Consider the following 14,161-nt stretch of genomic DNA (forward strand, 5'->3'; position numbering starts at 1 on the left):
ACATCTTTTGAAACCATTATCCAGACTGTTTAGATATTAAAGTTTTTTGATTTCAAACTCTTTTGTATTAAGTACAGTGATCTGTATCTAGTTAAATAAATCACAGCACCGGGTTTCAAAAGAAGTCTAATGTAAAAATAATTTTGAAGATAATATTTTAATTATTTTCTGCGATACGTAAATTATCATTAAAAATATCCCTGTCTAATTCACCTTCCTGTGCACACACAATTACATTTGTCGCTGCATCCCCCACTACATTCATTGTTATAACAGCCATACCCACCGGGTAATTCATTGCCAGTACAAGTGCATAACCGATCATACATGCATCACTGGTAAATCCCAGTCCGGAAAGTACCGCAAATATCATCGTTGTTCCGGCCACAGGAATTGCGGGACATCCCATTGCTGTGGTAACAGAAATCAAAGCCGCCATAACAAGCTGTGAAGGTGTTATGTCTATACCGGCTGATGTTGCAATAAAGGTTGTCGCTATCATATGCATAACAGTGGTTCCGTTCATGTTAATAGTCATACCGGTCGGAAGCACAAAACTGGTAATCTCCTTACTGCATCCCAGTTCTTCTGTACAGGTCCTTATATTCAGCGGCAAAGTAGCTGCTGATGAGTTAGTTGCGGCAGCAAAAAGACCTACCTTCCATATTTTTTTCATAAACTTCCAGGGACTTAAACCTGTTGTAATAAAAATCCCGATGGGATAAATAGTTAATACAAGAAAAATGCCGGTAAGAACACCTGTTATAACAAATGCCGCTATTGGTCTTAAATATTCTACTCCATATATGGCAAAAGTTCTGGCTATCATACAAAAAATAGCAACCGGCGCTATTTTATTTATCAAAAAATCCAAATACAGCTGTATAATATCATACACGGCCTGTAAAAACTCCCTTAAGCTCTTTGTCTTTTCCGGAATTTTCTGCATACAAAGTCCGATTACTATTGCGACTACCACTACTGATAAAATCTGGTTATTAGAGCTGAAAGCCGAAGCCAGATTATTTGGAACTGCATTAATAATTACGGTTAACGGATTATAGGGTTCCATCGTAACAGAGTTTTCCAGTGATACAGCAGGAATACTGACATTAAATAGTCCGTAGCTCTTTACTGTATAAGCTATTGTCCCTGCCAAAGCAGCTCCGACAAAATAAAATATTACAAAACATAAAATAGTTTTCCCTGCAATTTTGCCTAATTTATTTCCCTGAGCTATACTGCACATTGCAAGACTTAATGATACCAATACCAAAGGAACTATTCCCAGCTGCAGGGCACTCATAAAAATATTTCCTATTATAAAGAATATTCCTATTCCGTTAATACCTTCCTTAACGGTAATATCCTGAAAAAATATCTGGTTTATTATTTCCCAGATCTGACTTTTACCGCTGTTTATAAGTTGGATTTTTAAAAATAAGCATAGAAAACCAACTACAAAACCTGCCAAAACAGAAATAAGCATTTTTCTGACTATTGACATTGCTTTTCTCTCTTTTTTCATATACTTTTCTCACCCACATTCTTAAAGTAAGTATCTGACCATACAGGATACTTACTCTAAAATTAATATCTGGGTGTTATGCTTCATTATTTTTGCTTAAATGAAACATAACACTAGTAGATGAGCTCTATGGAATTTTTCTCACAAAATTTTACCCATTCTTCACTTGGTTTTTGATCTGTGACAAGATAATCTATACATTCCAAATCTGCCAGCTGTACAAAAGCTTTCTTATCAAATTTAGAATGATCTGCGAGCAATATTACCTCTGAAGCCTGCTCAAGCATTGCTTTTTTTATTTCAGCTTCATTTTCATTAGAGTCTAACGCGCCGTTTTCCATGTCCAGACCTTTACAGCTCATAACCACCACGTCTACCAGATATTTTTTTATTATTTCTTTTGTAAGTCTTCCCTGTAAAGAGAGCGAGCTTTTATTAAACTCTCCTCCTGTCGAGACTACATAAACATCCGCTTTGGAAAGCTCATTAAAGGCCTCGGTAGAATTAGTAAGAATTGTCAGATCCTTTCTGTTTTTCAGTAATTTCAAAAGTTCCATTACTGTCGAACTTGAATCACCTGACATTGTAGTTTTATTTTCAAGGAGAGGCAGTACTTTTAATGCGATTTTTCGCTTTTCAACAAGCATGGTATTAGCCCTTTTATAAAAAGGAACACCTTCCATCTGGCTGTTTTCATTTAGTATTGCCCCTCCGTATGTTCTGGTCAAAATTCCCTCTATTTCTAACTTTTCCAAATCACGGCGTATTGTTTCTTCAGTTACTCTAAAAACTTCGCTTAGATTTGACACTGTGACTTTTTTTTCATTTGATACCATTTGTTTGATTGTATTAATTCTGTCTTTTGCCGACATACTTTGTCACCCACTTTGCATAATGTAAAAATACTATAAAATAAATTATATCACTTTTTTTCTGTTTTTTCAAAAAATATTGTGTAAAACAAAATTAATTCATATGAAACAGAAATAATATAATATATAAACTTAGATAAATCAGAACATAGACCTTACCAAAGAGGTGATTTTTGACATTTTGCAGTATATATTAGTTCTCCAGCTCTTCTGCCATAGAACGTAATAATTGTATGTCTTTTTCTTCAAGCCTGATATCAGCCGCTTTTACGTTTTCTCTTACCTGTTCCGGCGTAGTTGCTCCACTCAATATAGTAATATAATCACCCTGAGCCAAAATCCACGAAAGAGCAAGTGCTGGAATTGTACAGTTATATTTTTCGCAAAGCGGTTTCCATTTCTCAAGCATATCTATCACTTTCGGCATATTTTCTTTTTGGAACCACTTTTTATTCGCCTGTGCTCCCTGCGGAATATAATTCTTTGTGATTGCACCTGTCAAAAGTCCCTGTTCTAAAGGAGAATACGCCTGCAATACAATATTGTGCTCTTTACATATCGGAATTAATTCTTTTTCTACTTCACGATCCAGAATACTGTATTTTCCTTGTACAATGTCCAATTGTCCGTATTTCAAATATTCTTTTATATGATCTATATTTACATTGGCAGCACCTATTGCTTTTATTTTCCCCTGTGCCTTTAATTCATTCAGTACTTCCATTGTTTCAGATATTGGTGTAAAGCACGGCTCGACTGCCTGCCAGTGTGTCATATAAATATCAATATAATCAATTTCCAAACGTTCCAGACTCTTATTAATTTCCTCTTTTATAGATTCAGGAGAAAGATTTTTATACAGCTGGCGATCTCCCACCTTATTAAAGAGACTTCCTTTTCTTTCCCATACAATACCGCATTTTGTTTCTAGAATTATATCTTCTCTTTTCAGATGTTTCAACGCTTTCCCTACTACTATCTCACTGTTTCCGAAATTATAACCGGGAGCAGTATCTATCAGATTTATTCCGGCTTTCTGTGCTTCACATATTGTATCTATGCAGACCTGAGTATCCATATCTCCGCCCCAGGCAGGCCCTCCGCCTATTGCCCATGTTCCGAGACCAATTACAGATACCTTCATTCCTGTTTTGCCTAAATCAATGTTTTTCATTTATTTTCACCTTTTTCATATAAATTGGACAGCCTTAAAAAAGTATATAAAAGTTGTCCTTTGGATAATTAACCATAGTACTCAAATACTTTTTCCACTTGTTTTTTATTCAGAACTCCTGTTGTTGCTCCGGGATTCTGAACTGCAATCGATGCTGCTGCATTAGCAAACTGTGCGCAGTTTATTAACTCTTTCCCGTCCAGTAAAGCTGTAATAAAGCCTGCTGCGAAATTATCCCCCGCACCGATTGTATCTATTGCTTTAATTCCTGATATTGCAGGAACTTTTACAGATTTTTCTTTTGTTTTTATAAAACATCCTTCTTTTCCGGTTTTAATAATAACATGTTTTACGCCATACTTTAAAAAGCTGTCGGCAACTGCATCCAGATCTTTTTCCCCAGATAAAAGACAGGCTTCATCGTAATTCGGAAAAAAATAGTCAATATATCCCAGTGCTTCCCCTATATCTTCCAATTTTTCCGAAAAACGCGGTTTTATCATATCAGCACAAATAATCATGTTTTCCTCTTTTGCCTTTTTAAAAATCTGAACCAAACTTTTGTTATCCAGCAGCGGACAGTTAAAAATACTTGCCAGAGTTAACAGACGTGCTCCCTTAAACTTTGAAAAATCAACATCTGTAATATCTGTTTTCCAAAGACTGCCGTTTCTGTTCGTAACAAAGGTTCTTTCCCCATCTTCAGTGACTAGACCTACATTAATTGATGTATCTACCTTTGGATCAATGTTAAGAGCTTCTGTATCTATTCCCTCTTTTTGGCAAAAATCCAATATGAATTTACCTGCCGCATCTTCCCCTACCTTGCTCATTAAAGCTGTTTTATACCCAAGCCGTGAAATAATAGTAGCCTCATTAATAGCATCCCCGCCTATTGTCATAGCTATTCTGTCAACAGGATAAGACTCTATATCAAAAATATTCTTGCTTACCGGTCTAAGCGGAATATCAACAACGGCTGCTCCTATACAGATGACATCTGTCATTTTCTCACCGTCCATCCGCTTTTCCGTCTGCTTTGAATAAATAAATTTTTTCTAATGCTCTCTTTTTCACTGCTGTTCTGACTTCTCTTTCTACATGTAAAAACGGCTGGTCTGTGTTTTTCTGAATTGCTTCCATTGCTGCCAGACAAAGCTCAGTATGTATATTGATTTTTGCAATTCCCAGATCAATCGCCTGACGTATATCATCATCACTGATTCCAGATGCACCATGTAATACTAATGGTATAGATACTGCTTCACGCACTTTTTTGATTACCTCAAAATTCAGCTTGGGAGCAGAAGTATATACTCCGTGTTGATTACCTATTGCTACAGCAAGAGAATCACATTTTGTTCTTTCTACAAATTCTGCCGCCTGTTCCGGATTAGTATACTGGTAATGTGCTAATGCTTCCTCATACACAGTTTCATTTCCCACATGGCCTAATTCAGCTTCTACGGGGATACCAAGCGGATGAAAATAATCAACCGCTTCTTTTGTCAGTCTGATATTTTCTTCAAAGTCAAAAGCCGAAGCATCTCTCATTACGGAATTCATTCCATGGTTATACGCATTTTGTATAATTTCCAGACTTCTGCCGTGATCCCAGTGTGTTATTACAGGAATCGAAGCTTTTTCAGCCATGGAAACCATCATGTGGCTAAAATCCTCAAAAGAAGTATTTCCTACGAAACCAGTTCCAAATGAAATAATAATCGGAGCTTTTGCTTCTTCTCCCGCATCAATAACCCCCATTAACATTTCTGCATTCCATACATTAAAATGCGGAATTGCATACTTTCCTTCCTGAGCCTTTTCTTCCCAAAATTTTATATTTGCTAACATTTTTTCCTCCTAAATTACATAATGTCTGTACACTAGTCTGCTATTTTTATTACGCCTTTAATAATATCTTTTTTATTGTTTATCGATTCTTCAAAAGCCTTTTGTACTTCTTCATAACCATAAATATTTGTTACCATGGATTTCACATCGAACTTCCCTGATGATATCGCTTCTATAGTAGTCGGATAGCAGTTTGCATATCTGAATACTGTCTGAATGGAAACCTCACGATTTATCTTAAGAAAATCAATAGGAGTCTCCCCCGGTATAGTTCCGACTATCATGATTTTTCCGCCACGCATAACAATCTGCGGAGTTAATTTTGCAGTAACCTGAACACCTGCAGTTTCAAAAACAATATCAGCACCTAATTCTCCCAATATTCTTTTGCATTCTGTTACTGTATCAGCCTCACTGCTGTCGATTACCTCCATTGCACCCAGCTTTTTTGCCATTTCAAGTCTTTTTTTCAGAACATCTACCACTACTATCTCAGCTGCTCCCATAGTTTTACATGCCTGTAATGTCATAAGACCTATACATCCCGCACCTAATATGACTATTTTTTTCCCCGGTGTCACGCCTGCAAGTAAAGCAGCATGTATTCCAACAGCAGCAGGTTCTACCAGAGCACCTTCCATAGTATCCATATTATCCGGTAATTTATAAGTAAAGCTTTCAGGATGAGACAGATATTTTGTTAATGCACCTTTATAATTCGGCTGTGTTGCCATAAAATCTACGTCAGGACAGATATTGTACTTCCCTTCCAGACAAAATCTGCACTTTCCGCACGGGACACCCGGTTCAATATTTACTTTATCCCCAATTTGAAATTTTTTTACTTTACTTCCAATACCGACTACAGTTCCTGCACATTCATGCCCTAATCCAATTTCCTGATTCGGATCTTTAGGCGGAATAAAAGGTCCTGATTCAAACCCGTGAACATCAGATCCGCAAATACCGACATACTCCACCTTGATTAAAACATCCTCATCCCTTAAAACAGGCATTTCTGCCGGACGAATTTCCATTGTTCCCGGTACTTTTAAAATGGCTTTTGAATTTTCCATATTATTCATCCTTTCTGACTTAATTTGCTGTTTGCACTTTTACTGCTTCACTGTTAATAGACTCTATAGAAACACCTTTCGTTTCAATACCGATTACCGCAATAACCGCAGCTACGATCACAGATACACTTCCAAGCAGTACAAATACACCTGTTACTCCATAATTATCCAAAAGAACTGCTACTGCATAAGGAGCTAAAATTCCGCTTATACGACCTACTGCATTTGCAAGTCCCGATCCTCTTAGCTTCGCTTCTGTAGGCCAGATTTCCGGCACATAAACAGCTGAGGCATAACATACATACATATAAACAAAAGTAATAAGGAAAAATCCAAATATGGAAATCATAGTCATGCTGCTTTGAAGCGAATATATATAACCTAATATTGCTATCAAAATAAGCAGCCCGACTCCCATAACCTTTCTTGGTATTTTATCCATAATAAGCATAGCAATAAATATTCCAAACGGTGCACCGAACATACTCATCGTATTCAAAACTATGGAATCCTTCAGATTAATACCCTGTGTCATAAAAATTGTCGGCAGCCAGTTTATCAGAGTATACTGGACAACATTCATTGCAATTAAGACAAATGAACCTAAAATAACTCTTTTTAAGAGAACTCCGTGAAGTAATGCTGAATAAGGCAGTACCTTTTCTTTTTTTGATTCTTCCGCTGCAGCTGTTATCTCAGGAAGCTTCGTATTTGTCTGTGCTTCTACTCTTTTTTCGATTTCAGACATTATTTTTTCCGCTTCTTCGTATCTTCCCTGTGCTTCCAGCCAACGCGGCGATTCAGGGAATTTTTTATAAACAACAGCAGTTACGATTAATGATAAAGCAGCCGGAATCAAAAATTGTACTCTCCAGTTCATTTGTGCCGAAAGCATCGGAGCAATCAGCATAGCAATTGTAGAACAGATAGGATATGACCAGTTCCCTATGAATGATACCCTGCTTGACCAAGTCCCTCTGTTACGTCCAGGCATATATTCCGTATATCCTGCAAACAAAGTAACCAGTAATGCTCCCAGACCGAATCCCATAACGAAACGGCAGGCAATTAAAAAGTTCATGTTTGGAGAAAATGCTGCTACAACCATTGCAATAATGTGTATAACTTCATACAGTATATAAGCCTTACGTCTTCCTATCTTATCTCCGATAATTCCGCCAAAAAGCGCCCCGACAAACATTCCCGCAGTTGTTAATGATGAAAAAACAGCACTTGTCGAATTATTTGTCCATCCTAATTCTTTCAGCTGAGCCAGTACAAGCCCGCCTATTGCATTACTCCAGCATACGAGCAGACCAAACGCAACCATTCCAAACATACTCCAATGCCAGTTACTGTTTGGTAAACGGTCAAGTCTCGCACCGCAGTTCGGTTTTCTTATATTTTCCACTATAATAGCCTCCTAAAATACAGGTATTTTTATTTTTTTAATCATCAAAATCATATGTTATAATTACTTTAATAGCTTCCTTGCTGACCATTGCATCAAAGCCTTTTTCCCATTCAGATAAGCCGATACGGTGTGTAATCATAGGCTGTACTTTAATGGCTCCTGACTCAAGAAGTCTCAGAGCATTACGCCAAGACGTAGAATCATATGCCATATGCCCTATTATGCTTTTATTCCATGAAGTAATATCATTAATAGAAAATTCTAACGGTTTGAATCCCATTCCTACACGAACTACCTCTCCGTTTGGTCTTAACATTTCGATTGACTGTTTTAGTGCAATATTTGCTCCTGAACACTCTATCACCAGACCAAGATTATCCTTGCCGCATATTTCCTGGCAGCGTTTTACCACATCTTCTCTTGAAGCATTCACTACATCAGTAGCTCCTAATTCTTTTGCTATGTCGAATCTTACTTTTGCATCATCTTCCAGTCCTACGACAACAATATTAACTGCTCCCATAATTCTTGCCATTTGTACAGAAAATAATCCCAGAGGACCTGTTCCAAATACTACGACATCCTGTCCGGGCAAAAATTTTGACTGCTGGGCGATTGATTTGTACGCATTGCAAATAGGGTCCAATACCGCTGCTTCCTCATATTTAAGGTTTTCTGGAATTTCCCATATTGCATGTTTATGTATTTTTAAAATTTCTCCGGGAATTAAACAATATTTTGAAAATCCTCCGCCCCATCTGTTATTATCCAAGCCAAGGTTCACTTTCTCCGTACAACACAGAAAATCACCCTGTTCGCAGGCAGGACATACTCCGCATACGTGACCGCTGTTATCAGAAACTACTCTTTGTCCGATTTTCCAATCAACAACATTTTTTCCGATTTCCACAATTTCACCCGCAAACTCATGTCCCCTAACAGAATTAAATTCATCAGAGCCATTATCAACTTTGTAGTGTTTCATATCAGCACCACAAATCGCTGCGGCCTTTATTTCTACAATAATATCATCCGGACCGCATTCAGGTTTAGGTATATCAATAAGTTTATACCCTCCAAACTCTTTACCATACCGCGCTAAAGCCTTCATACTTTTCCCTCCATTCTATTTTTTCAGCTGATCAACTGTTATTTTAAGAAAGATTATTGAAACTGTCTGCTTCTATGATTTTCACCGAAGTTTTATGTCTCAACTATCAATAACTGCATTTTACAACTTTTTTATTTGAATGTCAACGATTTTTATTTGTTTCAAAAAAAAAATCTTTTTTTCAAAGAAAATTGAATATGAATTTTATAAAATATTTGTAAGTGTATAGTCCGAAATACCCATATAAACTGCTGAATAAGATCAAATATTTTACTATTCTGCAAAGCAGAAATAAACAGACCAAAACAAAAGTTTATTTCTTTAAATATAAAAAATACCCCGTAATTATAGTTTTATCCTTAATTACGGGGTGCTTATATATATTATTAAATTATTTTATGCCGTTTCATTTATACAGCCCAGTGCATTCAGTGTTCTTGGAAAGCCTATATACGGCATACACTGTGTTACTGCTTCTATCATTATATCTTTGTCATTCCCTGCACTGAGATTTCCCTCTATGTGTGATCTCAGCTGATTCTCACATCCTCCGAGTGCACTCAGAATACATAGTGTCAATAATTCCCGCATTTTTATATCCAGCCCGTCCCTTGTGTAAAAATCCCCAAAACACATAGCACTAAGATAATTCTGTATATGCTTCTGATTTTCAGGAGCATTTTCATGCATCCGGCGGATTCTTTCACCGAATATTGTTTCCTGAACCTTCAGTCCTTCATTAAAACGATTATTTTCATCAGTCTTTTTCATACTTTTTACAGGAAGAGATATTCCTGCTTTCCTAAATACTTTATCAGCTTTGTGTATTGCCTTTAATGCTTTTGGAAACCCTGTATAAGGTGCACACTGATATAAAGCCTCCTTAATATCCTCAGGACTTAATCCTGTATTTAGTCCCGCTTTTATATAACGTTTAAAATTTTTAAAAATACCTCCTGCTGTCAGAGCACATAAAGTTATTAATATCCGCTCTTTATCAGTAAGCTTTCCATGATTATATACCTCGCCGAAAACAAACTTATTTAATATTTCCGCAAATTCCGGATCTGCAGTAAACAAAGATGAATCTGCATCTCCAAACAGCTGTTTCATTTTTTCCCTGTAAAGCAATTCTCTGTCCATAAGAATCCTCCCTTATATAAAATGATATCCTTTTAATCTGTTTCCATTGCAGTATTTCCATTTTTCAATAATTCTACTTCTTTTGCCATCAATCTCTGATCGTAATTCTCAATCTTATAATTCAGACGTTCCAAAGTTTCCTGCATTTCATCTATTTTTCTGGCAAGCTTGTCGCGCTGCTTTACTAAAAGTCCTTTTCTTTCCTCGTGTGTACTATCTCCCTGCTGGAACAAATCAAGATATTTTGTCAATACTTCTATTTGAAGTCCTGCATTCCGCATACATTTCACAAATTCAATCCACTTACAGTCTTCATCTGTATAATCTCTTATTCCGCTCTTATTTCTGTTTACATTGGGAATCAGACCTATACGTTCGTAATAACGAAGTGTGTCCTGAGAAAGTTCATATCTTTTGCTTACTTCTGCTATCATCATAAAAATACACCTCCTGGTATTATTAACACTAAAAATTAATTACAGCTCCTGTCACATGTCTTATCTGTATTGGAAAATCAAAAAATATCTGCTATATTGCTGCATTCCGGATAGTCTCAAGCAGTGTGAATTTTCCGTTTTCATATTCAAATTTAAAAATACAGCAGTTTGGAAACCCTTTCTTTAATTCTGTGAGAGGATCCTGCCAGTGACTGAGAAAATTAAAGCATGCTCCTGCATGAGATACTGCAAGTACTGTATTATGACCTTCCTTCTCCATTATCTCCGTACATGTCTTTACCATTCTTTCCTTTACCTGTTCTCTTGACTCACCTCCGTAGCCAAGAAAAAAAGTCTCAAATACCTCTAAGTCCTTAGGATTCAGATCTTCACTTTCCCCTTCAAAGGTACCAAAATTCATCTCTTTTAATCCTTTCATTCTCGTGTACTGCGCATCAGATCCTATGATCAGTTCTAGAGTATCACTGCTTCTTTCGGAAGTAGAAGAATAGGCATAATCTAACTCTATATTCTTAAAATATTCTCCTGCTGCCTGAGCCTGCTTTATGCCCAGTTCTGTCAGCGGAGAATCACAGGCTCCCTGAATTTTTTTACGAAGATTGAATAAAGTCTGTCCGTGTCGCATTAAGTAAAAAATTTTTTTCATAATCTGCTCCTTTTCTATAATAAATTAATTTTTTCTGTATTTATATTATATATAATAATATACCACTTGGAGCTGGCTCCAAGTCAAGCTTTTTTTATTGCAAGCTTGAATTTTATAATAAAAGTAACTGTATCAAATTCTTTATTATCTCTTCATTTCCGTTTTATCTGCTTTTATCAGAGTCTTTTTAATGTTACTGCATAAATATACAGGATTTTTTTACTGACAAAACCGCGTATCCTTTATTTAAAAATGTTATTACAGCCCGTTCAGTTTTCTCCGGCTGTTTCAATACCGTTTATTATCTTTAACTTCTGAAAAATGTCTATATTTATCATATAAAAAAACAGGAGCAATTTCTAAAAAAGAAATCATTCCTGTTTTTTATCAATATTCCAATTCTATTCTATATTTTAATATGCTTTTTGAAATATTTCTATTATTTCCTCTTTTGTTGCCTGTATCGGATTAGTAAAACCACAAACATCTTTCAGGGCATTTTCTGCCAGTATTGTAAAGTCTTCTTTCTTAACATCTAATTCTTCAAGTGATTTAGGTATTCCCACATCCTGTGATAATTTCCTGATAAGTTCCACAGCTTTTTCTGCACCTTTCTGATCACTCATTTTGCTGACATCTGCTCCCATAAATTCCGCTACCTTCTTTAGACGCGGAGCAGCAGCCTTTATATTATACTCCTGTACATGAGGAAGCAGCAATGCATTACAGACTCCGTGCGGCAGGTTATAAAATCCTCCCAACTGGTGCGCCATGGCATGTACATATCCAAGACTGGCATTATTAAAAGCCATACCTGCGAGATATTCGGCAAAAGCCATATTTCCTCTGGCTTCCAGATCACTTCCGTTATCTACTGCATTTTTCAGATTATCCCTGATTAAGACTATAGCTTTTTCGGCACAGGCATCTGTTATAGGATTGGCAACTGTTGACACATATGCTTCTATGGCGTGTGTCAGTGCGTCCATTCCTGTAGCTGCCGTAAGTGCTTTTGGCATTCCTGCCATAAGCTTAGGATCATTTACTGCTATGATAGGTGTCACATGCTTGTCCACTATCGCCATTTTTATCTGTCTTTCTTCATCTGTTATAATAGAAAATCTAGTAATCTCAGAAGCTGTTCCTGCTGTAGTATTTATTGCTACAAGAGGTATCTGTGGTTTTTCAGACTTATCCAGTCCTTCATAATCCTTTATTTCCCCGCCATTTGCCAGTATAAGGGCTATTCCTTTGGCACAGTCATGCGGTGATCCTCCTCCGAATGATATTATAAAATCGCAGTCCTCTTTCTTAAAAATTTCTATTCCGTCATTAACATTAGTTATTGTAGGATTTGGGTTTGTCTTATCGTAAATATGGTATTTTATTCCGTTAGTATTAAGCTCGTCAGTCAGCATATCCACTAGCTTTGCTTTTACCAGCATTTTATCTGTTACTATCAGAGCCTTTCTGAATTTTCTCTTTTTCACCTCAATAATTGAATCCTTTAACGAACCTTCTCCTATGAATGATAACATAGGCATATAAAAATTATAACTCATTTTTACCTCCCATATATTTTATTAATAGAAGTATAGCACGTTTTCATCTAATGGCAAGCATTGCTTAAAATAAAATTAATTAAAACAATCACAACCCAAACAAAGCCGTATTTCAAAAGACAATAAAATGAAATATTTTTCAGTTATATTAAAAAAATAATATTTTAATTAAGTGAAAAAAATACCGTTATTTCCTAGTGAAATTAATCATTTTATTGCTGCTTGCAGATATTCTTACATTCATATTATTTTTTTTAATTCACTGTAAATTTTTTTACCTTAAATTAAAAAAAATAAAAAAATCATAAATCAATGAAAATTTTATTTTTTTTTAGTTTTCATAGAAAATAATTTCACAAATAGATAATCAGATAAAGACATATATATTCTGACTGAAAAAAAGATCATGCAATCAGACTCACCAAATTATATATACTGCTTTCAAATACCTTTTTTCTTATTATTCTTTATTATTTTATATATTTTTCCGGATTATTTCTTTTTCTTATTTTATTTTTCTATTTCTGTGGATAATTCCTGATCTTGATCCGGAATAGAGTAAGCACAAAACAGACCAAATCCTGTAATACTGCCTAAAGCTAAAGCAATATAAATGATTCCTCCTGCTATAATTATTATTATACCTTTTCTATTTTTCATAAACATATTCTCCCTCTTAATAAAATATCTATCATTATTGTGCTCCGGGAAACATATTAACAAGCTCAGTTTTAAAATCAAAAATAGCACCTGCAAATTCAACTGTAAAGTCATGCAAAACATCTGCAATATGATTGACAACTTCTACTCTAAAATCAGCCATAGATGATACAGATTTCACCTTGCCATATAATCTTTTTCCATTTAGTGTGCATGTTTCTCTATCAATATTTCCTGAAAAAATTCCTGTTCGAAATAATAAAAATATATAAATTCTTTTCATAACACCTCCTGATCTTTACTACATATTACTACATAACTGTGGCATCTGCGTGAAGATTATAAAAAATCAGTTACTCAGGTTCAAAATATTTTATTTTTTAGAATATTCAATAAAATTAGCAATAAAACTATTTGAATATGCTAAACTATATAATAATTCAATAAAAAAACATTATATTAAAGATAGTAGCAGCTTTCCTAAAAATAAAACTATTTATGGTCGCAGTCATTTACATAACACCATATATCACCAGTAAATACAGTGCTTCAAACAAATGTCTAACAAAAGTCTTGCATTAATTTTTTAAGTATGGTAAAATAATGTGCATATGCAAATGAATATAATGACAATTTTGTATTTATGCAAAAATTAATTGAAAA

At 35.4% G+C, this 14,161-nt stretch carries 14 protein-coding genes; all 14 read right to left on the minus strand.

Annotation, left to right across the window (positions count from 1 at the left end; translation table 11 throughout):
* Nucleotides 1-157 precede the first annotated feature (157 nt).
* The 14 genes from STERM_RS15855 to STERM_RS15915 all read right to left on the minus strand — a co-directional run bounded on the left by STERM_RS15855 (nt 158) and on the right by STERM_RS15915 (nt 13,781).
* Nucleotides 158-1,528, minus strand: coding sequence for a dicarboxylate/amino acid:cation symporter (locus tag STERM_RS15855; protein ID WP_012862637.1), 1,371 nt, complete (start codon nt 1,526-1,528; stop codon nt 158-160).
* Between the two features lie 113 nt (nt 1,529-1,641).
* Entirely contained in the window at nt 1,642-2,400 is a 759-nt protein-coding gene (locus tag STERM_RS15860; protein WP_012862638.1) for a DeoR/GlpR family DNA-binding transcription regulator, read from the minus strand.
* A 193-nt stretch (nt 2,401-2,593) separates the two neighbouring features.
* Nucleotides 2,594-3,574 carry an NADH-dependent methylglyoxal reductase gene (ydjG, locus tag STERM_RS15865; protein ID WP_012862639.1) on the minus strand — a complete coding sequence of 327 codons (981 nt, stop codon included), beginning with the start codon at nt 3,572-3,574 and terminating at the stop codon, nt 2,594-2,596.
* Between the two features lie 68 nt (nt 3,575-3,642).
* Nucleotides 3,643-4,596: a carbohydrate kinase family protein gene (locus tag STERM_RS15870; RefSeq protein ID WP_041310060.1), complete on the minus strand. Its 954-nt coding sequence runs from the start codon at nt 4,594-4,596 to the stop codon at nt 3,643-3,645.
* Nucleotides 4,586-5,428 (minus strand): ketose-bisphosphate aldolase, encoded by an 843-nt coding sequence (locus STERM_RS15875; RefSeq protein ID WP_012862641.1) that lies wholly within the window; start codon nt 5,426-5,428, stop codon nt 4,586-4,588. The genes STERM_RS15870 and STERM_RS15875 overlap by 11 nt, the downstream gene beginning before the upstream one ends.
* A gap of 32 nt (nt 5,429-5,460) precedes the next feature.
* A complete protein-coding gene (locus STERM_RS15880) occupies nt 5,461-6,504 on the minus strand; it encodes an NAD(P)-dependent alcohol dehydrogenase (RefSeq protein ID WP_012862642.1) in 1,044 nt (347 codons plus the stop codon).
* Between the two features lie 19 nt (nt 6,505-6,523).
* Nucleotides 6,524-7,915, minus strand: coding sequence for an MFS transporter (locus tag STERM_RS15885; protein WP_012862643.1), 1,392 nt, complete (start codon nt 7,913-7,915; stop codon nt 6,524-6,526).
* 37 nt (nt 7,916-7,952) lie between these two features.
* Nucleotides 7,953-9,029 (minus strand): zinc-binding dehydrogenase, encoded by a 1,077-nt coding sequence (locus STERM_RS15890; RefSeq protein WP_012862644.1) that lies wholly within the window; start codon nt 9,027-9,029, stop codon nt 7,953-7,955.
* Between the two features lie 396 nt (nt 9,030-9,425).
* Nucleotides 9,426-10,172: a carboxymuconolactone decarboxylase family protein gene (locus STERM_RS15895; protein WP_012862645.1), complete on the minus strand. Its 747-nt coding sequence runs from the start codon at nt 10,170-10,172 to the stop codon at nt 9,426-9,428.
* A gap of 32 nt (nt 10,173-10,204) precedes the next feature.
* The gene (locus STERM_RS15900; protein WP_012862646.1) at nt 10,205-10,609 is read right to left on the minus strand and encodes a MerR family transcriptional regulator; all 405 of its coding nucleotides are present in this window, start codon (nt 10,607-10,609) and stop codon (nt 10,205-10,207) included.
* A gap of 91 nt (nt 10,610-10,700) precedes the next feature.
* Entirely contained in the window at nt 10,701-11,276 is a 576-nt protein-coding gene (locus STERM_RS15905; RefSeq protein ID WP_012862647.1) for a histidine phosphatase family protein, read from the minus strand.
* Nucleotides 11,277-11,689: 413 nt separating this feature from the next.
* Nucleotides 11,690-12,838, minus strand: a complete 1,149-nt coding sequence (yiaY, locus tag STERM_RS15910) for an L-threonine dehydrogenase (RefSeq protein ID WP_012862648.1) — start codon at nt 12,836-12,838, stop codon at nt 11,690-11,692.
* A gap of 510 nt (nt 12,839-13,348) precedes the next feature.
* The gene (locus STERM_RS22305; protein WP_169305418.1) at nt 13,349-13,498 is read right to left on the minus strand and encodes a hypothetical protein; all 150 of its coding nucleotides are present in this window, start codon (nt 13,496-13,498) and stop codon (nt 13,349-13,351) included.
* Between the two features lie 34 nt (nt 13,499-13,532).
* The gene (locus STERM_RS15915) at nt 13,533-13,781 is read right to left on the minus strand and encodes a hypothetical protein (RefSeq protein WP_012862650.1); all 249 of its coding nucleotides are present in this window, start codon (nt 13,779-13,781) and stop codon (nt 13,533-13,535) included.
* Nucleotides 13,782-14,161: the final 380 nt, after the last annotated feature.

It is taken from the genome of Sebaldella termitidis ATCC 33386 (genome assembly GCF_000024405.1).
GTDB classification, from domain to species: Bacteria; Fusobacteriota; Fusobacteriia; order Fusobacteriales; family Leptotrichiaceae; genus Sebaldella; species Sebaldella termitidis.

Coding starts and splice junctions, on each gene's coding strand:
- ydjG (WP_012862639.1), bottom strand. CDS start 3,574: ATGAAAAACATTGATTTAGGCAAAACAGGAATGAAGGTATCTGTAATT.
- STERM_RS15880 (WP_012862642.1), bottom strand. CDS start 6,504: ATGGAAAATTCAAAAGCCATTTTAAAAGTACCGGGAACAATGGAAATT.
- yiaY (WP_012862648.1), bottom strand. CDS start 12,838: ATGAGTTATAATTTTTATATGCCTATGTTATCATTCATAGGAGAAGGT.
- STERM_RS15870 (WP_041310060.1), bottom strand. CDS start 4,596: ATGGACGGTGAGAAAATGACAGATGTCATCTGTATAGGAGCAGCCGTT.
- STERM_RS15895 (WP_012862645.1), bottom strand. CDS start 10,172: ATGGACAGAGAATTGCTTTACAGGGAAAAAATGAAACAGCTGTTTGGA.
- STERM_RS22305 (WP_169305418.1), bottom strand. CDS start 13,498: ATGAAAAATAGAAAAGGTATAATAATAATTATAGCAGGAGGAATCATT.
- STERM_RS15915 (WP_012862650.1), bottom strand. CDS start 13,781: ATGAAAAGAATTTATATATTTTTATTATTTCGAACAGGAATTTTTTCA.
- STERM_RS15875 (WP_012862641.1), bottom strand. CDS start 5,428: ATGTTAGCAAATATAAAATTTTGGGAAGAAAAGGCTCAGGAAGGAAAG.
- STERM_RS15860 (WP_012862638.1), bottom strand. CDS start 2,400: ATGTCGGCAAAAGACAGAATTAATACAATCAAACAAATGGTATCAAAT.
- STERM_RS15905 (WP_012862647.1), bottom strand. CDS start 11,276: ATGAAAAAAATTTTTTACTTAATGCGACACGGACAGACTTTATTCAAT.
- STERM_RS15855 (WP_012862637.1), bottom strand. CDS start 1,528: ATGAAAAAAGAGAGAAAAGCAATGTCAATAGTCAGAAAAATGCTTATT.
- STERM_RS15900 (WP_012862646.1), bottom strand. CDS start 10,609: ATGATGATAGCAGAAGTAAGCAAAAGATATGAACTTTCTCAGGACACA.
- STERM_RS15890 (WP_012862644.1), bottom strand. CDS start 9,029: ATGAAGGCTTTAGCGCGGTATGGTAAAGAGTTTGGAGGGTATAAACTT.